Below are 19,513 nucleotides of genomic sequence, written 5' to 3' on the forward strand. Positions count from 1 at the left end.
GTTTTGAGGGGATTTATGGAGTTAGCGATCCCAGGGCGATCCCAGGGCGATCCTGAGGCGATCCCGGTGCGATGCTGGGATGCGGGGTGGCGGCGGGTGCCGGGTGTGCCCGGTCCCTTAACTCGCGAATTGGGTTGATTTTGATGGGAATTGTGGGGTTAGCGTTCCCGAGAATCATGCACAGCCACCAAGGCCAAAGCAAATCCCCCACAGCCACCAAGGCCAAAGCAAGCCACCAAGCGCCAAGCAAACCCCAAAGCAGCCACCCGGAAAAAGGTAGGCTGAGGGCTATGCGTGGTGATGGCAACGGTTTCGTGGATGGTTCGGATGGCGTGCGCCGTTGGGGGCGGTTCGGATCTGCGGGGTTATTCCTGGTGTCTGGCGCGGATACGGTGCTCCTGCAGCACCGGGCGCTGTGGACCAACATGGGTGGGACGTGGGCGTTGCCCGGGGGCGCGCGGGATTCACACGAGAGCGCGCGCGAGGCGGCGCTGCGCGAGGCGGAGGAAGAAACGGGGATGGACGTGGGTCTCGTTCACGTGATTGAGGAGCTGGTGACCACGCGCGTGGATGGGTGGACGTACACCACCGTCGTCGCGCGGTGTGCGGAGGAGCTGCCGGTGATGCCGAATGCGGAGAGCTTGGAGCTGCGGTGGGTGCATGTGAATAGCCTGTCAAAACTTCCGTTATTGTCCCCATTTGCTAACAGTCTGCCTAAACTCACACAATTGGTTATGCGCAAAAGTAGCTAACGTGTAAAAATGGTGGTCATGATCGAAGTCAACGGATTGACAAAAGTCTACGGGTCCACCGTTGCCGTCGATGACCTAGCTTTTACTGTTAAGCCCGGAGTCGTGACTGGCTTTCTTGGGCCGAACGGTGCGGGGAAATCGACAACAATGCGCATGATCCTGGGACTTGACAAGCCCACCAACGGTTACGCCACTATCAATGGCCAGCCGTACTACAAGTTGAAGAATCCCCTTCGCACGGTGGGTGCCCTCCTCGATGCCAAGGCTGTGCACCGCAAGCGCTCAGCATACGCACACCTCTCCTGGATCGCGGATTCTAATGGTATTCCTCGTTCCCGCGTCAATGAGGTGCTTGACTTGGTGGGGCTTTCCGAAGTTGCCAAGCGCCCGGCCGGCAAGTTCTCGCTCGGCATGGGGCAACGTCTGGGGCTCGCCGCCGCAATGCTCGGCGACCCTGAGGTTTTGCTTTTCGACGAGCCGGTCAACGGCCTTGATCCCGAAGGCATCCGGTGGGTCCGTGGCTTCCTCCGCAACCTTGCGGCCGAGGGGCGCACGGTTCTGGTGAGCTCTCACTTGCTCAGCGAGATGTCGCAGACCGCCGACCGCCTCGTCGTTATCGGCCAGGGCAAGCTTGTTGCAGACACGACCACCCATGAGTTCCTCAAGCGTTCCTCCAAGGTCTCCGTCCGCGTGCGTTCCCCACGCCTGGAGGAGTTCCGCAGTGCCTTGGCGCTGAAGTCGATCCCGTTTACCGACGGCACCGACGAGGATGAGCGTCCGTACGTCCTCGTGAAGGACAAGAACTCCGACGAGGTTGGCGAGGTTGCCTTCGCCGCCGGCGTTCCGTTGGGCGAGCTCACGGAGGTCCACGATTCGCTTGAGGACGTCTTCATGCAGGCCACCTCCGACTCCGTGCAGTACCACGGCGAGGCTTCAGCGGCAGCGAAACCGAAGCCGTCGCAGCACGCGTTGAATGAGAAGGAGCAGTAGAGACCATGTTCGCGCAAACACTGAAATCCGAATGGACGAAGCTCTGGTCGGTGAACTCCATCTTCTGGACAACCGGCGTCTACCTCGTTCTCTGTGTCGGCTTCTCGGCTCTGACCGCCCTGCTCGTGCGGATGGATCCCAACCAGGCCTTGAGTTTTTCCGTTGACAACCTCCTCGTCCTCGTCGGCCAGGCAGGCTTCCTCGTGCTCGCCATCCAGGCCGTGCTCGTGGTGACCAACGAATACAGCAACAATTACCAGTCCGCCACCTTCCTGGCCACCCCGAACCGGCCGCTGGTGGCGCTGGCTAAGTGGCTCATCTACGCCGTGTTCGCGGCGCTGCTCACCTTCATCACCGTGCTGCTGTGCCTGTACATGGCCAAGTTCATCGTCGGTGGCGCCATCGGCGAGTCCCTCGACGTGTGGGGCGACGAGCGCTCCCAGCGCTTCATGTGGCTCTACCCGTTCCAGGCCATCGTGTACGTCACCGTCGGCCAGGCGCTGGGGTGGCTCACTCGCAGCACCGCAGGCTCCATCGCCATCGTGCTGCTCGCCTCTATGATCGAGGGGCTGCTCGGCCTGCTGCCCAAGATCGGCGAGCACATCTTCTACCTCATGCCGTTCACCAACTTCAACGCCTTCATGAGCAAGCACGACGTGACGCACATGATGACGGGCAAGACGGCGCCGTGGGGCTGGGAGGGTTCCCTGTGGTACTTCCTCGCGCTGCTCGCGGTACTGGTCATCTGCTCGATGATCTCGCTGCAAAAACGGGACGTGTAGAGCCCGTGTAGAACCACTGTGTGGATAGGTTAACCGCAACGCCTGGTGCGTTGCGGTTTTTTAGATCGGGAGACATAGCCGGGCTAGGTGTGGTCGATTGTGTGCGCTAATTTGCACATATGCCAAGGGCTAAGGGGAAAATTTAGATACGATGCTTGCATGGACAGTGTGAACCGGAAAATCATCGAGATGCTGCAAAACGATGGCCGGGTGCCGTATTCGGATATAGCCGCGTATGTCAACCTCAGTGAGGCGGCGGTGCGAAAACGCGTGAAAAAGCTCGAAAGCGAAGGGGTCATTGATATTGTCGCGGTCACCGACCCCAAGCAGATGGGGTTTCCTAGGCAGGCATTGGTTGGTATCACCGTGGATGGCGACGTGGAACCGGTGCTTGCCCACCTGCGGGAGCTGGAGGAGGTCACCTACCTTGTCGTGACCACGGGGCGCTATGACATCCTTGCTGAGATCGTCGCCAGGTCAGACGCTCACCTTAAAGAAGCCATATATAAGAAGGTTCGCGCCACCGATGGGGTGCGAAGCACGGAGACCTTTCAGTACCTGGAGATAAATAAACAAATTTACAATTGGGGTGTTATCTAGCAGTTTTAGGTACGTAAAGGGTATGTAAAACAATAAAAAAGTACGGAAACCGTTCCTTTTGGCGGAAGAATTCGCTAGGCTCGTTGGGGTACACACTCTCGTAATCCATCCCAAGGAGGAGAAAACCGTGACTGTATCACTGGATGAATCCCGTATTGCTAATCTCATCGAGGAGCAGGAGAAGATCCTCGATGCCAATACTCAAAAGTCAAAGCAGATGTTTGACGGCGCCGAGCACCTGTCCAATGGCGTTGCTTCCAGCTACCAATCCCGTGACCCGTGGCCCATCTACATCGACCGCGGCCAGGGCGCCAAGATTTGGGACGTGGACGGCAACGAATATTGGGACTTCCACAATGGCTACGGGGCTATGGTGCAAGGCCACGGGCACCCGGAGATAGGCAAGGCTATCAATGAACGGTGGCCCAAGGGATCCCACTTTGGTTCCGCCACAGAAGATGACCTCATAGTCTCCACCCTCCTCGCCGAGAGGTTCGGCCTCCCCAAGTGGCGTTTCACCAACTCGGGTTCGGAGGCGACGATGGATGCCATCCGCATCGCCCGCGCATACACCAAGCGCGATACGGTGATGAAGATTTTCGGTTCCTACCACGGCCACCACGATACGGTCATGGTATCCATCGGCATGCCGTACGACAACATTGGCCCGCGCGATCACTACAACCAGCTCCCCTACGGTGGCGGCATCCCGCAGGCCACGGTGGATATGACAGTCCCCGTGCCGTTCAACGATGCCGAGGCGATGGAGAAGCGCATCATTGACCTGGATAAGGAAGGCCGCAAGCCTGCCTGTGTCATTATGGAGGCCGCCATGATGAATCTCGGTGTGGTTCTTCCGGAACCGGGTTACCTTGAGGCGGTTCGTGACATCACCAAGCGCCACGGTATCGTCCTCATCTTCGACGAGGTGAAGACCGGACTGTGTATCGCAGCAGGTGGCGCGACGGAGAAATTCGGCGTCACCCCGGATCTTGTCACGCTTGCCAAGGCTCTCGGCGGCGGACTCCCGGCCGGTGGTATCGGCGGGTCCGAGGAGGTCATGCGCGTGGTGGAGGATCACACCGTGTATCAGGTAGGCACCTACTCCGGCAATCCGTTATCCATGGCAGCTGCTCGTGCGTCGCTGGAAAAGGTACTCACCCCGGATGCCTACAAGCATCTCGACCACCTCAATGACCGCATCCTCGCTGGCTGCGACGCCGTAATTAAGAAGTACGATATCGCCGCGTACACCGTGGGCATCGGCTCCAAGGGTTGTGTCACCTTCGCGCCGGAAAAGATCACGGATTACGAGTCCTACGCCCGGCTCCAGGCGGGTCCCATCACCGACCTTGCCTGGCTGTGGAACATGAACCACGGCATTTTCATGACCCCTGGCCGTGAGGAGGAATGGACCCTCTCCGTCACACACACCGACGAGGCTATCGATGCCTACGTTGATGCGTTCGATTCTCTCCTGGCTGAGGTAACAAAGTAGCCCGTCACTGCTTCATCACTCGTCCTTTCTTAAAGCCCCATCGGATTATTTCTACCGATGGGGCTTCTTTCTGTGCATGTTCGTTTAGATGAACTGGATCCCTCGCAAAAACTATTGATTATCGTCCAAAAAATCTCCGGTTTTGGGACGTCGTTTGGAGTCACGCTGGAACGTGCACTGTGCGCTGTCATTGTAACCGGAGGGAATGGGGGACGCGGGGGATCGACTGGGAAGTTGAAAACTTTTTGAGAAAATGAAAAATTCAAGTCAGCGAGACCCGCAATAGGCTCGATGTACTTTCTTCAACCTTGATTTAGACACCGTGGCGATGTGAAAAGTGACCCACTTCACGCATCATGGGGCTACCGCAGATGAAAACTCCCCGGCGCCATATGCGTCCGGGCCCGGTTAGGAGGAGGAGAATATACCTCACTCTTTGACGTTGGTGCGGTAGCGGATCGACCAACACGCTGACAGCTACAAGTGCTGTTACTTCCCAAGCGGATATTTAGGTCAAGAAATAGATCCCAGGAATATTTAGTCATGGCTTTCGCCCCACATCGGTGAATACCCCGGAAAGAAGGAGAGGGAAATGTCAGAGAAAGAAATACAAGTGGGCTATGTATGGGATACCCTCTACGGTTGGCATGACACGGGTACTGGCGGAGACATGCCATCCGATCCAGCCCGTGGACTCCAACCGGTGTACAGGCATTACTCTTCGCCGGAACCGAAGCGCAGGCTTAATGAGCTCATCCAGGTATCTAAGCTCAGCCGTGAAATCCAGCACATGCGGGCAATCCCCTGCACGCGAGAGGATATTCTTCGCGTTCACACGGAGGGTCATTGGAACCGTATGGTAGAACAGTCCGCATTGCCTAAGGGAGGGGACTGTGGTGACGGCGCCTCACCGTTAGGGCACAATGCTCTCGATATTGCGGTACTTTCGGCCGGTGGTGCGATGGTGGCTGTCGATGCCGTACTCGATGGCCAAGTGGACCGCGCCTACGCGCTTATTAATCCACCAGGTCATCATGCATGTAAAGACAAGGGAATGGGGTTTTGTATGTTCAATAACTCCTCCGTAGCAGTTGCGCATGCGTTAGAAAGAAATGACGTTTCAAAGGTCGCAATTGTGGATTGGGATGTCCATCACGGCAACGGCACCCAAGACATCTGGTGGGACAACAGCAACGTCCTCACCATATCTATTCACCAGGATCGGAACTATCCAGTGAATAGTGGTTTCGTTGATGAAATTGGAAGCGGGGCCGGTACCGGTTTCAACATCAATATCCCACTTCCCCCGGGAAGTGGAGATGCGGTGTACTGCCATGCCATTACTGACATTGTGGTGCCAGCATTGGAGGATTTCAGCCCCGACCTGATCGTGATTTCCAGCGGCTATGATGCAGCAATGATGGACCCATTGGGGCGGATGATGGTCACCGCTCAAGGATTCAATAATTTGACTCGGAAAATGGTGTCTGCTGCGGAGTTGCTGTGCGATGGAAAGTTAGTGTTCATTCAGGAAGGTGGCTACTGTCAGTATTACGTTCCTTTCTGTGGATTGGCAACGCTTGAGGCGTTAACTGAAAAAAATTCTGGATTTGCTGATGGCTATTCCTATATCGTGGAAGGACAGATAAGGTCCGAAGTAAACGAAGAGCAGAAAAAGTTTCTCACGGCAGCTCGTGATGCCTACATGAATTCACGTGACCAGCGAAAGGCTACGTAAACATGCGGACCCTGAAAACACACCACATCGTTTTCCTGGTCTGTGCTGCTGCCGCCCCACTTACCGTTGTTTCCGCTGGTGTTACTGCTGCGTATGCTGCCTCTGGCCTCGCGGACGTTCCGCTCGGTTACCTCATCTGCGGCGGTCTGGTGGCGATGTTTGCCCTTGGGTTTTGTGCGATGGCAAAGGAAATCCCGAATACCGCTGCGTTCTTTTCATATGTTTCTGCGGGGCTAGGGGAAAGCCACGGTCTGGCGGCATCCTGGCTTGCCATTATCTCCTACTCCATGATGCAGACTGCACTTGTGTGTCTTCTGGGGTTCATGGCGGAAGACCTCTTACTGAGGGTCACCGGGCGTAGTGTTACCTGGGTTTTATTCTCCATAGTGGCGGTGATACTCGTTGGGACTCTGGGAGTAAGGTCCGCTGACCTCGCTTCTCGGATTATCGGATTTCTCCTTATACTCGAATTTTTAACGGTGTTGTTTTTCTGCATCGTCGTACTGATCAACAGGGGCCACGATCTCGCCGTGGGCACTTTTTCCCCGATGTCTCTTATCGGTGGCGGTACAGGGACGCTCCTTGCTTTCACCATTGCCGGATTTATGGGAATCGAAAGCAGCTCCATGTATGCAGAGGAAACTGAAGACCCGGGAAAGACGATTCCGCGGGCGACCTTGATTTCCATTGCGGTTATTTCGGTGTTTTATGGCTTCTCCTCGTGGGCAATTGCACAGAGCGTAGGGGAAGACAACGTGATTACCGCCGCTCAGGAGCAGGGTTCAACGCTATTTTTCACTTACCTCGGTAGTCATGGATTTACTGCGCTGGTACCGTTCCTACAGGCCTTGCTCGTCACCTCGTTGTTTGCAGCGGTGGTTTCCTTTCACAATTCCATCTCGCGGTACCTCATGGCCTTAGGGAGGGAGCATGTGTTGTGGAAGTCTCTGGGGCGTGTGACAGCTGATGGTGTGCCAAGGACGGCCTCAGTCTCTCAATCATGTTTAGCCATCGTGGTCGTGATAGCAATGTGGTTGACACAAAAGACTTTGTATATGGCCGATTCGTTCCCTTCCGACATCGTGTTTTCGTGGGCGAGTAACGCCGGCGGATTCGGGTTGATCTTCCTATTTTTGGTAACAAGTATCTCGGTTCTGCGGTATTTCACGCGGAGGGAAAGAAAATATTCGTCTTTCATTACGACATATTCTCCGGTTGTTGCCATCGTTGGTTTCGGTGCGATGTTTGTCCTTGTCCTTCTCAATTTCAAAAATCTAATCGGTGATGCAGAGCTCTGGTACCTGGTGTTTGTTATCCCTGGTGTGATTTTGAGTTGTGGCATCGCAGGTTTTGCACGTGGGGAGTATTTGAGAAAGAAACGACCAGCCATTTATCAAAATATAGGCAGTGGGCATAGTCCAGAATTGCCTTGTGGCGAGAGCCTGGGTAAGTGAGGGGTCTGTTTCGGCTTCGCACGAAAAGACCAGCGAATGACGAACACATTGTTTGGGGAGTGAGCTGTGGATGAAGTGGGGACTCAGCAGGGACTTGGGGCCTGCTGCAGTGGACGAGATGTCTAACAAGAAACTACGAAATGTACGTTACGGCCCTATGGTGCGGTGTTTTGTCCCCCTACGCTGGCAGTAATAAATATGACGCGCATCACAAGGAGGTCGGCTGTGGCGTTAGAAGTGGCGGGAACCACCCCGCGGGAACAGCAGGTGGAAATAGAACAGGTATATGAGCCCGGCGGGACCAGCAGCGCTCAGACCGCGCATGATGCGAGCATCCACCACAACTCGATCACGCCCCTGCAGGGCGTGGCGATAATCTTCGGTACCAACATTGGCGCGGGGATTTTGAGCCTGCCGTACGCGGCCAAGGACGGGGGCTTCGCGTCACTGGTGCTGGCCCTGGTTATTGCCGGAACGCTCACCACATTCTCCATGCTCTACGTGGCAGAGGTGGCGCTTCGAACCAATAAGCCGCTGCAGCTTTCGGGGCTGACGGAAAAGTACCTCGGGCAGGCTGGACGGTGGATAGTGTTCACCGCCGTCATCATCAACGGCGTAGGCGCACTCATCGCCTACGCCTCCGGATCCGGGTCACTTATCGCGAGCTTGACGGGGCTTCCAGAATCCGTGGGCACGGTGGTGTTCTTCGCGGCGGGCGCGGCAATTATGTGGCTGGGCCTCCAAGCCACCGGCGTGGTGGAGGGGGCCATCACCACCGCGATGGCGGTGATACTTGCAGTACTCATCGGGTGGACGCTTCTCGGTCCTGGCATCACCCTTGGTAACCTGTGGGTATTTCGTCCCGGGTTTATCATCCCCATCGTTAACCTCGCCGTGTTCACGTTTCTCGCGCAGTACGTGGTGCCGGAACTCGCCCGCGGGATGAAGGACCACCGCGCGGGGGCCATCCCCGTCACCATCGTTGTGGGCATGTGCATCACCGGGTTTACCCTCGCAGCCGTGCCGTTTGCCGCACTGGGCCTTTTGGGAACGCAGGTGACGGAGGTTATTACGCTTGCCTGGAGTGAGCGCTTGGGGCATGCGGCCTTTATCATGGCTAATATCTTTGCGCTGTGCGCGATGATGACATCGTTTATCGCCATCGGGTTTACCACCATGCGAAACGTGCTGGACATCTTCCACTGGCCGGAGGAGGGACTCTACCGGCATGTGGGGATCGCCATGACGGTGTTCCCGCCGCTTATCATCTTCTTCTGCGGGTTCCACGGTTTTGTCCAGGCGCTCACCTATACCGGTGGTTTCGCGGGCGCGATCATCTCCATCGTCCCCGTCATGCTCCTCACCGCTGCACGACGTTTCGGTGATGTCTCACCGGCGTGGGCGAACACGTGGCAGGCACATCCGCTTATCCGCGGCGCAATCATCGTAGTGTACGGGCTCGCGTTTGTGTACACGGCCCTGAGCATTACTGGAGTGGTGGGTTAAATTCCCGCATGCGGGTGGCAAAAACGAGGGTGAGCTCGGCGCGGGTGAGTGGGTGCGATAGGTCGGTAGACAAAAGCCCCTCCGCCTCGCCGATCCGGGCGCGCATGGTGTGTCGGTGAATGCCGAGGCGGTCGGCGGCGGCGCCGAGGTTACCGTTTTCAAAAAGAAAGGCCGCCACCGCTTCCTTGAGCTCGTCGGCCTTGGCGGAGTTCGCTAGTTTCTCCTCCACCTCCATGAATCGCCCCTGCGTGGCGGCGGTGACGGTGGGGGAGAAAAGCCATTGCGGTGCGTGTCCGCCCGGCTTGCCATAGCCGGCCGGGTTGGTGCGTGCCTCGGCGATGAGCTTGTCCACGCTGTGCCCCGTGAGCGCACCCAAAGGAATCGGTGCTCCTATTCCGAGTCTTACTTGGTCGTGCCACTTTTGAAAATTCTTCACAATCTCCGCCTCACTCGTGGATCCACGCACGAGGTACAGGGTGGTGTTGGGTGCCACTTCCGCCACAAAAAGCGTCCGGCCATCCTCCCACGCGCGCTGCAGCAGCGCCTGGCGGATGGCTCGCATCGTCTTCCTCGTCCGGGTGCACACCACCGCCGGACGCGTGAGCCCCCGCGAGTCCACTACCACACGGAACAGGTCATGCAGTGCAGATTCGTCGCCACTGCGACCGAGGTGGGCAAGGATGGCGGCTTCGTTGACGGCGGCGCGCTGCCCCGCGAGCTCCTGCGGGCGCCCCAATAAGAGATCGGCGAGCCCCGCGCTGTGCCTAATAACCACGCGATCGATGAACCCAAATTCTGCGCGGGAGGCGATGGCCATGGCGCGGTGAACCGTTCCCCGGGTGCGCATCTTGTGAAAGAGATAGTTTACGCCGTCGGCGGATACCGCCTTGCTCGTTCCCGAATAAAGCGACACGGCTGCGGTGATAAGGGTATCGTCGCCGTGGTGGGCGATGATGCGGTTATCGCTATCAATGAGGGCTGCCGTCACGTCTAATGATTGAGCAACCCCACGGACCAAGGCGACCGTATCGCCCGCATTGGCGGCGTCGTTAAGCCTGATGAGAGTGCGGAGAAGCTTCCGCTCGCGGGAAGCCGCGCGGGAGGTGCGCTCGGCTTGCACCGCGGCGAGGATGGAGGCAAAGGACACCTCGCGCGGGACCTCAAACAGCGCGAGGGGAAGGTCGGCCGTGGCCTTAATGAGCTCGTCCGGAATGTGGTCGAACGCGTAGCCCACACCCACACCGATGGCCACGGCGCCGGAGCGGGCCATAGCGCGCACAGCCTCAATGAAACCGGGGAGGTCGCCACGGAACGCGAGCCCCACCGTGAGCACGACGGCTCCGTTTTCAATGAAGGTCTCCGGGTGCGCGATCTCGGAGACCTGCACGCCCCAAAACTCCACCGGGCGGGATACCACCGGGGTGAGGCGAAGATCTGGCTGGCGCATGAGCCACGACAGATCCAGCGGCGTGTACGGGGTGGGAAAGTGCGACACGGTCGTCCTCCTTATTGGCTATTCTTCGGAGGATACTCGCGAGCAATTACTGGAGGGCGATGTAGCGTGTTTCCAGGTATTCCTCTATGCCCTCACTTCCCCCCTCGCGTCCAAAGCCAGACTGCTTGATGCCACCAAATGGCGCCGCCGGATCCGAGATGGCACCCCTATTGATGCCCACCATTCCGGCGTTGAGTGCGCTTGCCAGGTACTTCGCGGTGTGGATGTTCTCAGTAAATCCGTAGGCTGCGAGCCCAAAGGGGGTGTCATTGGCGGTGGCGACCGCCTGGTCGAGATTATGAAAGGAGGTAACCGTTGCCACCGGGCCAAATATCTCCTCGTGCATGATCCGGGAGGTGGGTGCAACGTTAGTGAGAACTGTCGCCGGGTAGAAGTAGCCGGCACCGGTCGGAGTTTCACCACCGATGAGGACGGTGGCTCCGCCAGAAACGGCATCCTTGACAAGTGTGGCCACGCGATCCCTCTGCTCGGCGGTAATGAGGGGACCAAGCGTGGTGGAATCATCAAGGCCGTGCCCGGCAACAAATTCACCCATCCGCGCGGTGAGGCGTTCGGTGAATTCCTTTGCTAGATCCTCGTGTACCAAGAACCTGTTGGCGGCGATGCACGCCTCGCCTCCATTGCGCATCTTGGCGGCAAGTGCTGCCTCGAGGACAAGATCAAGATCGGCATCCCCTGCAACTACAAACGGAGCGTTCCCACCGAGTTCCATAGACGTGCGCTGCAGGTTGTCGGCCGATTGCCGCACCAGGGTTTTCCCCACGGCGGTAGACCCGGTGAAGGTGACCTTTTTCAGCCTGGCGTCAGCCATGAGTTCGGCTGATAGATCTGCCGCGTGTGTGGTGGGGAGAATAGAGACAGTGCCGTCCGGAAAATCGAGGCGACGCAGCACATCGGTTAGGACCTTACCAAGAAGGAGGAGGGTAAGCGGAGTCTCCGCCGCAGGCTTAACCAGAATGGGGCAGCCGGCGGCAAGGGCGGGAGCGATCTTTCGCGTGGCCATGGCCAGCGGGAAGTTCCATGGCGTGATGGCGAGCACCGGGCCCACGGGGTGCTTCGTGGTGGCGATGGTTCCACCACCTGCCGGTGCGGGGGTCACGCGCCCGTTGATGCGGGCGGCTTCCTCAGAAAACCAGCGGAAGTACTCGTTGCCGTAGCTCACCTCACCGCGCGCCTCGGCCAGCGGTTTGCCCATCTCCACTGTCATGGTGGTGGCGAAATCCTCCGTGCGTTCTTTGACTGCCTCGAAGATTTCCCGCAGGGCTTGCGACCGCGCTCTGGCAGGCATGGCAGCAAGCGTTGGTGCGGCCGCGTGGGCGAGGTCGAGCGCCTCGTTCCAATCGGGGGAGGTTGCGTTGGCAACGTGTGCAACAACCTCCTCGGTGGCCGGATCAACTACGGGAAATTCGGTTCCGCCAGATGCAGGGCGTTCGGTGTAACCGATCCGAATCCCGGTGGGGATAGTGGCGCGCAGGCGCATTCGGTCTCCTCCTTCGTGCTTCTATTTGGCGGTTTCGTTCTTGACAGCCTCAACCAGAACGCGCAGGCCGTCGCGGAGAAGATCTTCGGGCATGACCAGCGGGGGCAAGAGGCGGATGACATTGCCGTCGAGCCCGCAGGTGAGGATGAGCACGCCGTTTTGCTTGCACGCGGCGGCCACAGCCTTGCACAGTGCAGTGCCTGGTGCGCCGTCCCGGGTGGAAAACTCCACGGCAACCATGGCGCCGCGCCCGCGGATCTCAGCTACTTCCGGCAGGCCTGCGATTGCCTCGAACTCTTCGCGAATAATCTTCTCCATTTCCTGGGCGCGGGCCGGAAGATTAAGGCGCTTCATTTCGCCGATGGCGGCGACAGACGCGGCGCAGGAGATGGGGTTACCGCCGTAGGTGCCGCCGAGGCCGCCGACTACCGCAGCATCCATGATCTCCGCGCGACCGGTGACCGCCGACAGCGGCAGGCCGCCGGCGATCCCCTTGGCGGTGGTGATGAGATCGGGCACTATGCCCTCCTTCTCGCAGGCGAACCACTGGCCCGTGCGACAGAATCCGGCTTGAATCTCGTCGGCGACGAACACCACGTTGTTTTCCTTGCACCACTCCACAATGGCGGGCAGGAACCCTTCTGCAGGAACGATGAATCCGCCTTCGCCCTGGATCGGCTCCACTACCACGCACGCGAGGTTCTCGGCGCCGAGCTCGTTTTCCATGACCCGAATGGTGCGCTCTGCGGCCTCTTTGCCGGAGAGCCCGTCACGCAGCGGGTAGGACATGGGAACGCGGAACACATCGGAGGCGAACGGTCCGAACCCCGTCTTGTACGGGTTGTTCTTGGCGGTCATCGCCATGGTGAGGTTGGTGCGGCCGTGGTAGCAATTTTCAAAGGTGACCACGCCGAACTTGCCGGTGTAGGCGCGTGCCACCTTCACGGCGTTTTCCACGGCCTCGGCGCCGGAGTTGAGCAGCACGGACTTCTTCTCGTGATCGCCGGGGGTGACCTCCGCCAGGAGCTCCGCCACCTGCACGTATCCCTCGTAGGGGGATGTCATAAAGCAGGTGTGGGTAAAGTGCTTTGCGGCCTCGGCCACGGCCTCGGTGACGGCTTTGTTGGAGGCGCCGACGGATGTCACCGCGATGCCGGAGGCAAAGTCAATCCACGAGTTTCCGTCGGCGTCGACAAGCACTCCGCCGTCGGCATCAACAACGTAGCCGGGGAGACCTGGATGGAGGGCCCGTGCCACGGACTTTTCGCGGCGAGCATCAAGCTCCGTGCTTATTGGTCCGGGAATATCCGTGGTGATGGAGCGGGTTTGGGGGAGCCGGTATTCCAGGTCTTTCATTTTGGTTTTTCCTTTCTTCATGCGTCTTCTCCGCTGCGGGGAAGCCGGTGATTCCGATCCATCTGCGTGTGGGGGAATGCGGCCGGCCCGGTCGGGGGAGTGCGAGTGTCTCGGCACAGAATACGGCGGAAAACGGCCATGTGTGCGTGGACATTATGGATAATTCGTCGAAAGAAAAAATCCAACATGGATATGGAAAACGGGGTGAGAAAGTGATTTATAAAACGGCTAATAAAGAGCGCAAATATGCACGGATGGTTTGTGGAGGGGCAATTCTCGTCCGTCGCGTCGCGAGTGGAGGCTTAAACCTCCCCCATCGGTCGGGTGTGGGGAAAACTAAAATAGGCGAAGCTACCAGGGGATAGGTATGTTGAGTGGAATAAACGCACCGGCCCAGAGAAGAAAATTTCCTCCGAAGGGGTGCAAGTTCTGTTAGAGTGGCACCAACCACATAATGCATAAATTGCATGGAGTGAAAGTTGTGTCCACGCCCACCGCGGTTCCCGTAGCCGGCGTTGGGGGCTCGGACAGGGCCGGTTGAGGCCCGAAACGGATACGTACAAGAAGACAGGACTGGTCAAAAGGATTCTTAAGACTTTAACCACAAGGAAAAGGAGGTCGCGATGCACGGCGTCGAACGTTCGAAGCTTTCCGCATGGGCCACATGGGGGTGGCGCACTGCTGGTGTCACTGGGGGCGGTGGCGCGGGAGGCCTATGTGCTGCGGCCCGCAGTGATATTCCATTAAGGCCGGTTCGGCCCTCGCTTGGATCTCGCGGGGGAGGCACAACGCCATGAGAAGGAAGAAAAGCGTACGAGGCCACTACCGGCCAACCACGGGGCGGTTCCTTGTCGCTTACCAGGCTACCAGGGCTGGGAAAGCGGGCCTGAAGCTCGCCATTAGCCTGGCAGCCGGCAGAGATATCGGGCTTGAAATTGTATCGGTTGAACCGCGCGATGATTCCTATTCCGGGGTATGGGTGGGGGACTCGGGCTATGACGTTGTCATTACCAACCAGCTCCAGAAATGGTTGCGCCAGGCGCTTGATGAGGTACCCCTGGACATTCCCGCGCGGGCGCGGATTGTCACGGGTGAAAACGAGGCCGATGCCATTAGCAGGGCGGCCGAACAATTATCGTGCGACGCCATCATCATCGGGTCGCGTGCCCATCGTGTGTTGAACCGTGTGACCATGGGGGCCACCGTGGATGCCCTCTTGCATTCCGCCACGCGGCCGGTGGCCATTGCGCCACCTGGGTACCACTACACCGGGGAAGTCACCCGGATCACCGCGATGTTCGGGCCGAGACACGGGTGCAATGATGTAGTGGCGCTATGCATGGACCGCGCCCAGCGCAGGGGGATTCCCGCCCGGTTGGTGTCGCTCATGGTGAAGGAAGACAAGAGGCTTCTCAAGCGGCTGAGAAAGTCCCCACCAAAAAATACGGTGGCGGCGCTTAGTGCATACACCGAGGAGTTTCTTGCAGAGCTTGCTACCGAGGCAATCGAGGAGGGTGATGTTGCGGTCGCCACCGCTGCGGGAGCAAGCGTGGCGGAGGCCGTCAAGGAACTCACCTTTGTGCCTGGAGAGATGGTGATCATTGGTTCCTCCCGCCTTGCAGTCCACGGCCGCATCTTCTTGGGCACCACCGGCGCGCAGCTCTTGCACTGTATCCCCGTGCCGCTGATGATCGTGCCCGCCGGATACATGACGGGTAAGGAAGCCACAGGGGGTGAGGGGTGATGTCCATACTCCATAGCGCCCACAGTGCCCTTAGATCTGCAACGTCGTCCGGTGCGTCTCCTGTCTCAGCCCGCCATGCCGTAAAGCGCCCCCGCCACGTACTTGTCACCAGCGATACCATCGATTCACCCGCGTCAGACGGTGACGGCTCCAGTTCCAAGGGGCTTGCAACAGGCACCGTGGGGCTTGTGGGGGCCGTCATCATCGGCATCAGCTGCATCGCACCCACCTACACCTTGACCAGTGGCCTTGGTCCCACCATCTCGGCGGTGGGGCAATACGTCCCCGCAGTATTGTTGCTGGGCTTTCTCCCCATGCTCCTCGTCGCGTTTGCGTACCGAGAGCTCAATAACGCGATCCCGGATTCCGGCACCTCGTTTACCTGGGCCACCCGCGCCTTCGGCCCGTGGGTGGGCTGGATGGGCGGTTGGGGGCTCATTACCGCAACCGTGCTGGTTATCTCCAACCTCGCCGCCGTTGCCGTGGATTTCTTGTTCCTCCTCCTCGCACGGGTAGCGGGCAATGATTCCATCGCCGCGCTGACGGATAACTTGTGGGTGAATATCCCCACCACCCTCGTGTTTCTCGCACTTGCCGCCTACATTTCTTACCGTGGCATGGGGTCCACGCAGAAGATTCAGAACGTACTCGTAGCCATCCAGGTGATAAGCATCATCGTCTTTGATGCGGTAGCGATCTGGGAGGCCTACCACCACCAGGGGTTTGACTTCACCCCCTTCGAGTGGTCTTGGCTCAACCCGGCTGGTGCTGGGGATGTATCCGTCATCGCCGCGGGTATTTCACTATCCATCTTCATGTTCTGGGGGTGGGACGTCACCCTCACCATGAACGAGGAGACAAAAGACCCGGAGACCACGCCGGGGCGGGCCGCCATGGTCACGGTGATCATCATCATCGTGCTGTATGTTCTCACCGCCGTTGCCGTGGTGTGTTGGGCGGGAATTGGCACTGAGGGGCTCGGTGCAGGAAATCCGGATAACCAGGAATCCATCTTCGCCGTCCTATCCGGGCCGGTTTTGGGGCCGTTTTCCATCCTCATCTACGTGGCCGTGCTGTCCAGCTCGTTCGCCTCGCTCCAATCCACCATGGTGGGACCCGCGCGGACGCTTCTTGCTATGGGCTATTACCGCGCGTTACCACCGAGCTTTGCCCGCGTCAGCGCCAAGTTCCGCACCCCGTCGACGGCGACGATCGTGTCCGCCATCGGTGCCGGGCTGTTCTACTCCGTCACCAGGGTGCTGTCAGAAAACGCACTGTGGGATACCATCGCCGCGCTGGGGCTCATGATTTGCTTCTACTACGGCATCACCGCCGTCGCGTGTCTCTGGTACTTCCGCAGGGAGTTGTTCTCCTCTGCCCGCAACATCGTCTTCCGCTTCCTCTTTCCGCTCGTCGGAGGCGGTGCGTTGCTGGTCATGTTCTGCATCACGGCCGTGGACAGCATCGATCCCTCGTACGGCTCCGGCTCCAGCGTCATGGGGATCGGCACTGTCTTCATCCTCGGTGCGGGCATCCTCGGCCTCGGAGTTGTGGTCATGCTCGCCACCCGGGCGTTCTACCCCGAGTTCTTCCGTGGGGAGACTCTTCCCCGCTGCGAATCGACAAGGCCGCGCGGTCCCACCGTAAGCCCCACGTCACCATCAAACTAACCTAAAAAAAGGAGAGAAAACATGTCTACATTCAAGGTTCAAGACCCCACCACCGGCGAGGTCCTGGAGACGTTTGACACCGCGACCGATGCGGAGGTCACCGCCGCCATCGACGCCGCCCACGCCGCCTACGCTGAGTGGGGGTCTCGCCCCATCACCGAGCGGGCCGAGGTCGCGTCCAAGGTTGCTCAGCTTTTCGACGCTAAGAAGGACGAACTCGCAGTCATTGCCGGCCAGGAGATGGGCAAGCCGTATTCGGAGGCCGTGGAGGAGGCCGAGTTCGCCAGTGCCATCATCGGCTACTACGCCGACCACGGCGCCGAGTTCGCAGCCGACCAGGAGATTCCCACCGAGTCTGACGGTACCGCCATAATCCGTCGTCGCCCGATCGGTGTCCTTCTTGGCATCATGCCGTGGAACTTCCCCTACTACCAGATCGCCCGTTTTGCGGGCCCCAACCTTGTGCTGGGGAACACGATTCTGCTCAAGGATGCCAACCTTTGCCCGCGCTCGGCGCTGGCCGTGCAGCAGATCATGGACGAGGCAGGTGTGCCGAGGGGTGTGTACACCAACCTGTTTGCTGATCACGACCAGGTCGCCCGGATCATTGCCGACCCCCGCGTGCAGGGTGTTTCGCTCACCGGCTCCGAGAGGGCAGGCGCCATCGTCGCCGAACAAGCGGGCAGGAACCTGAAAAAGGCCGTGCTCGAGCTCGGCGGCTCGGACCCGTACATCATCCTCGATAGCGACGATGTCAAGAAAGCAGCCGATACCGCCTGGGCCACCCGCATGTACAACACCGGCCAGGCCTGCAACTCCAATAAGCGGATAATCGTTATGGAGGACATCTACGACGAGTTTGTGGATAGGCTCGTGGAGCTCGCCAAAGCCATGAAGCCGGGAACGCCGAAGGAGGCCTCGGCCGATGATGTCTACTCGGCGCTGTCGTCCCGCGAGGCAGCCGAGCACCTGTACGAGCAAATCCAAACGGCCGTTCAGGAGGGTGCCACGTTGCGCGTGGGTGGCGAGCTGAGTGACACGGGGGCCTACATTTCTCCCGCCGTTCTCACCGACATCGCGCCGGGGACCAAAGCCTATTCCGAGGAGCTGTTTGGCCCCGTGGCCGCAGTGTACAAGGTAGCAAGCGATGAGGAGGCGTTGGAGCTTGCCAATTCCTCCGACTTTGGCCTTGGAGGCGCCGTGTTCTCCACTAATGTGGAGCGGGCCAAAAAGATCGCCTCCCGCCTGGAAGTGGGCATGGCCAACGTCAACACTCCCGCTGGCGAGGGCGCAGAGCTCCCCTTCGGCGGCGTGAAGCGCTCCGGGTATGGCCGTGAGCTGGGCCCGCTGGGCATGGACGAGTTTGTAAATAAGCAGCTCTACTATGTTAGCCGGTAGGAGCGGACCAAGGATAATCCCCACCGCTTCTCACGGCAGGATGTCCGGGGAAAGAAAAAGCGGGGCGGTACACCGAGGCGTCGACAAGCTACACCAGGAACATGGAGGCGAGCGGAAGAGCGAAGAACATCACCGCGAGGAATATGACCAGCCTCAGCGGGGTGGAGTGGCGAGCGCACGTGCGGGCTAGCGCCAGGAACACGTCCGGGAACAGCGCAACCAGGGCCACCATGACCAGGTTGAATACGAGGTGCAGGGTGGCGCCCTCGCTGTTTCCGGTGCGGGCGACAAACAGCCACGCGGTAGTACAGGTACCGAGGTTGGTGCCGGAAATCAGGCGCAGCAGGCGCCGTGCGGAAACGGCCCGCACTGCAGCCATAGGAACAGCTGCAGCGGTGATGGCCGTGGAGGATTGCAGGATCGAGGCCAAGAAAAAGCCCACCCAAAATCCAACGTGGCCGGTCTGACCGGCGGACATGAGGACGCGGAGCTGCACCGTGATGGTGCGGATGGCCACGTAGAGCAGTACGAGCCCCACAATCGACCACACCCAGTGAATAGGGGGGATGGGGTGGAGGTCAGAGGTAGGAAGCTCGGTGATGAAGGGGATAAACAACAACACACCGACGGCGTTCACCCAGAAATGGAGGAAGAACGCCGTGGATGCGCGGAGGAAGGAATGCCGGAACACCACCGCAACCACACCCGCGGTGAAGCAGGTGCCGAGGTTTGCCCCCAAGACCACCGCGCCTGACCCCATGAGCGTAACAAACGAGGAGGATTGCGTGATCGCAGCGGCGATGATGCCGGTTCCCAGCGTGCCCTGGACGAGGATGTGCTCGGCCACCGGGGCAAGCCCCATGGACATGAGCGAGATCGCGCCGATGAGCGCGAGGGTCGCCACAAGGATTATCGCCCAGCGAACGCCAGCACCTAGCGGAGTGAATAATACGTCCTGACCGGTGCTGCGGCGTTGAACCGTGCCAATGGGCGCGGATGAGGAAGGCATAACTACTACTGTACGGGTCC

At 59.2% G+C, this 19,513-nt stretch carries 15 protein-coding genes; 11 read left to right on the forward strand and 4 right to left on the reverse strand.

Annotated features, from left to right (window positions below; genetic code table 11):
- Positions 1–290: 290 nt before the first annotated feature.
- The 8 genes from HMPREF3044_RS10515 (at position 291) to HMPREF3044_RS10550 (ending at position 9,320) form a co-directional block, all read left to right on the forward strand.
- Entirely contained in the window at positions 291–752 is a 462-nt protein-coding gene (locus HMPREF3044_RS10515; RefSeq protein ID WP_005388552.1) for an NUDIX domain-containing protein, read from the forward strand.
- Between the two features lie 18 nt (positions 753–770).
- Complete coding sequence (locus HMPREF3044_RS10520; RefSeq protein ID WP_210400552.1) at positions 771–1,742, forward strand: ABC transporter ATP-binding protein; 972 nt, start codon at positions 771–773, stop codon at positions 1,740–1,742.
- A 5-nt stretch (positions 1,743–1,747) separates the two neighbouring features.
- Positions 1,748–2,524 carry an ABC transporter permease gene (locus HMPREF3044_RS10525; protein WP_005393553.1) on the forward strand — a complete coding sequence of 259 codons (777 nt, stop codon included), beginning with the start codon at positions 1,748–1,750 and terminating at the stop codon, positions 2,522–2,524.
- 159 nt (positions 2,525–2,683) lie between these two features.
- Positions 2,684–3,124, forward strand: coding sequence for an Lrp/AsnC family transcriptional regulator (locus HMPREF3044_RS10530; RefSeq protein ID WP_005388556.1), 441 nt, complete (start codon positions 2,684–2,686; stop codon positions 3,122–3,124).
- Between the two features lie 127 nt (positions 3,125–3,251).
- Positions 3,252–4,622: an aspartate aminotransferase family protein gene (locus HMPREF3044_RS10535; protein ID WP_239170968.1), complete on the forward strand. Its 1,371-nt coding sequence runs from the start codon at positions 3,252–3,254 to the stop codon at positions 4,620–4,622.
- 592 nt (positions 4,623–5,214) lie between these two features.
- A complete protein-coding gene (locus tag HMPREF3044_RS10540; RefSeq protein WP_070741492.1) occupies positions 5,215–6,360 on the forward strand; it encodes a class II histone deacetylase in 1,146 nt (381 codons plus the stop codon).
- A gap of 2 nt (positions 6,361–6,362) precedes the next feature.
- Positions 6,363–7,814 (forward strand): APC family permease, encoded by a 1,452-nt coding sequence (locus HMPREF3044_RS10545; protein ID WP_070741495.1) that lies wholly within the window; start codon positions 6,363–6,365, stop codon positions 7,812–7,814.
- A 198-nt stretch (positions 7,815–8,012) separates the two neighbouring features.
- Positions 8,013–9,320: an aromatic amino acid transport family protein gene (locus HMPREF3044_RS10550; protein ID WP_005393562.1), complete on the forward strand. Its 1,308-nt coding sequence runs from the start codon at positions 8,013–8,015 to the stop codon at positions 9,318–9,320.
- Here the strand turns inward: HMPREF3044_RS10550 and HMPREF3044_RS10555 are convergent.
- From HMPREF3044_RS10555 to gabT, 3 genes are read right to left on the reverse strand one after another with little or no spacing between them, the layout of a single operon-like run.
- Positions 9,301–10,815, reverse strand: coding sequence for a PucR family transcriptional regulator (locus HMPREF3044_RS10555; RefSeq protein WP_231285998.1), 1,515 nt, complete (start codon positions 10,813–10,815; stop codon positions 9,301–9,303). The genes HMPREF3044_RS10550 and HMPREF3044_RS10555 overlap by 20 nt on opposite strands.
- Before the next feature lie 46 nt (positions 10,816–10,861).
- A complete protein-coding gene (locus tag HMPREF3044_RS10560) occupies positions 10,862–12,316 on the reverse strand; it encodes an NAD-dependent succinate-semialdehyde dehydrogenase (protein ID WP_070741498.1) in 1,455 nt (484 codons plus the stop codon).
- A 21-nt stretch (positions 12,317–12,337) separates the two neighbouring features.
- Entirely contained in the window at positions 12,338–13,672 is a 1,335-nt protein-coding gene (gene gabT / locus HMPREF3044_RS10565; protein ID WP_034988754.1) for a 4-aminobutyrate--2-oxoglutarate transaminase, read from the reverse strand.
- 793 nt (positions 13,673–14,465) lie between these two features.
- Here gabT and HMPREF3044_RS10570 point away from each other — a divergent pair.
- The 3 genes from HMPREF3044_RS10570 to HMPREF3044_RS10580 are packed head-to-tail and all read left to right on the forward strand — an operon-like array spanning position 14,466 to position 18,484.
- Positions 14,466–15,416, forward strand: coding sequence for a universal stress protein (locus tag HMPREF3044_RS10570; RefSeq protein WP_070741501.1), 951 nt, complete (start codon positions 14,466–14,468; stop codon positions 15,414–15,416).
- Positions 15,416–17,086, forward strand: coding sequence for an APC family permease (locus tag HMPREF3044_RS10575; protein ID WP_246821042.1), 1,671 nt, complete (start codon positions 15,416–15,418; stop codon positions 17,084–17,086). Before HMPREF3044_RS10570 ends, HMPREF3044_RS10575 begins: the two co-directional genes overlap by 1 nt.
- Before the next feature lie 21 nt (positions 17,087–17,107).
- Positions 17,108–18,484, forward strand: a complete 1,377-nt coding sequence (locus HMPREF3044_RS10580) for an NAD-dependent succinate-semialdehyde dehydrogenase (RefSeq protein WP_070741504.1) — start codon at positions 17,108–17,110, stop codon at positions 18,482–18,484.
- Between the two features lie 88 nt (positions 18,485–18,572).
- On the opposite strand, the gene HMPREF3044_RS10585 is transcribed toward HMPREF3044_RS10580, so the two are convergent.
- Complete coding sequence (locus HMPREF3044_RS10585) at positions 18,573–19,493, reverse strand: Na/Pi cotransporter family protein (protein ID WP_005388577.1); 921 nt, start codon at positions 19,491–19,493, stop codon at positions 18,573–18,575.
- Positions 19,494–19,513 lie beyond the last annotated feature (20 nt).

The sequence above is a fragment of the Corynebacterium sp. HMSC073D01 genome (genome assembly GCF_001815555.1).
GTDB classification, from domain to species: domain Bacteria; phylum Actinomycetota; class Actinomycetes; order Mycobacteriales; family Mycobacteriaceae; genus Corynebacterium; species Corynebacterium glucuronolyticum.

Bases quoted from the DNA above. Each gene is read 5' to 3' on its own strand.
- HMPREF3044_RS10560 (WP_070741498.1), bottom strand. From the start codon at position 12,316: ATGCGCCTGCGCGCCACTATCCCCACCGGGATTCGGATCGGTTACACC.
- HMPREF3044_RS10550 (WP_005393562.1), top strand. From the start codon at position 8,013: ATGACGCGCATCACAAGGAGGTCGGCTGTGGCGTTAGAAGTGGCGGGA.
- HMPREF3044_RS10525 (WP_005393553.1), top strand. From the start codon at position 1,748: ATGTTCGCGCAAACACTGAAATCCGAATGGACGAAGCTCTGGTCGGTG.
- HMPREF3044_RS10530 (WP_005388556.1), top strand. From the start codon at position 2,684: ATGGACAGTGTGAACCGGAAAATCATCGAGATGCTGCAAAACGATGGC.
- HMPREF3044_RS10580 (WP_070741504.1), top strand. From the start codon at position 17,108: ATGTCTACATTCAAGGTTCAAGACCCCACCACCGGCGAGGTCCTGGAG.
- HMPREF3044_RS10570 (WP_070741501.1), top strand. From the start codon at position 14,466: ATGAGAAGGAAGAAAAGCGTACGAGGCCACTACCGGCCAACCACGGGG.
- HMPREF3044_RS10520 (WP_210400552.1), top strand. From the start codon at position 771: ATGATCGAAGTCAACGGATTGACAAAAGTCTACGGGTCCACCGTTGCC.
- HMPREF3044_RS10515 (WP_005388552.1), top strand. From the start codon at position 291: ATGCGTGGTGATGGCAACGGTTTCGTGGATGGTTCGGATGGCGTGCGC.
- gabT (WP_034988754.1), bottom strand. From the start codon at position 13,672: ATGAAAGACCTGGAATACCGGCTCCCCCAAACCCGCTCCATCACCACG.
- HMPREF3044_RS10575 (WP_246821042.1), top strand. From the start codon at position 15,416: ATGTCCATACTCCATAGCGCCCACAGTGCCCTTAGATCTGCAACGTCG.
- HMPREF3044_RS10540 (WP_070741492.1), top strand. From the start codon at position 5,215: ATGTCAGAGAAAGAAATACAAGTGGGCTATGTATGGGATACCCTCTAC.
- HMPREF3044_RS10585 (WP_005388577.1), bottom strand. From the start codon at position 19,493: ATGCCTTCCTCATCCGCGCCCATTGGCACGGTTCAACGCCGCAGCACC.
- HMPREF3044_RS10545 (WP_070741495.1), top strand. From the start codon at position 6,363: ATGCGGACCCTGAAAACACACCACATCGTTTTCCTGGTCTGTGCTGCT.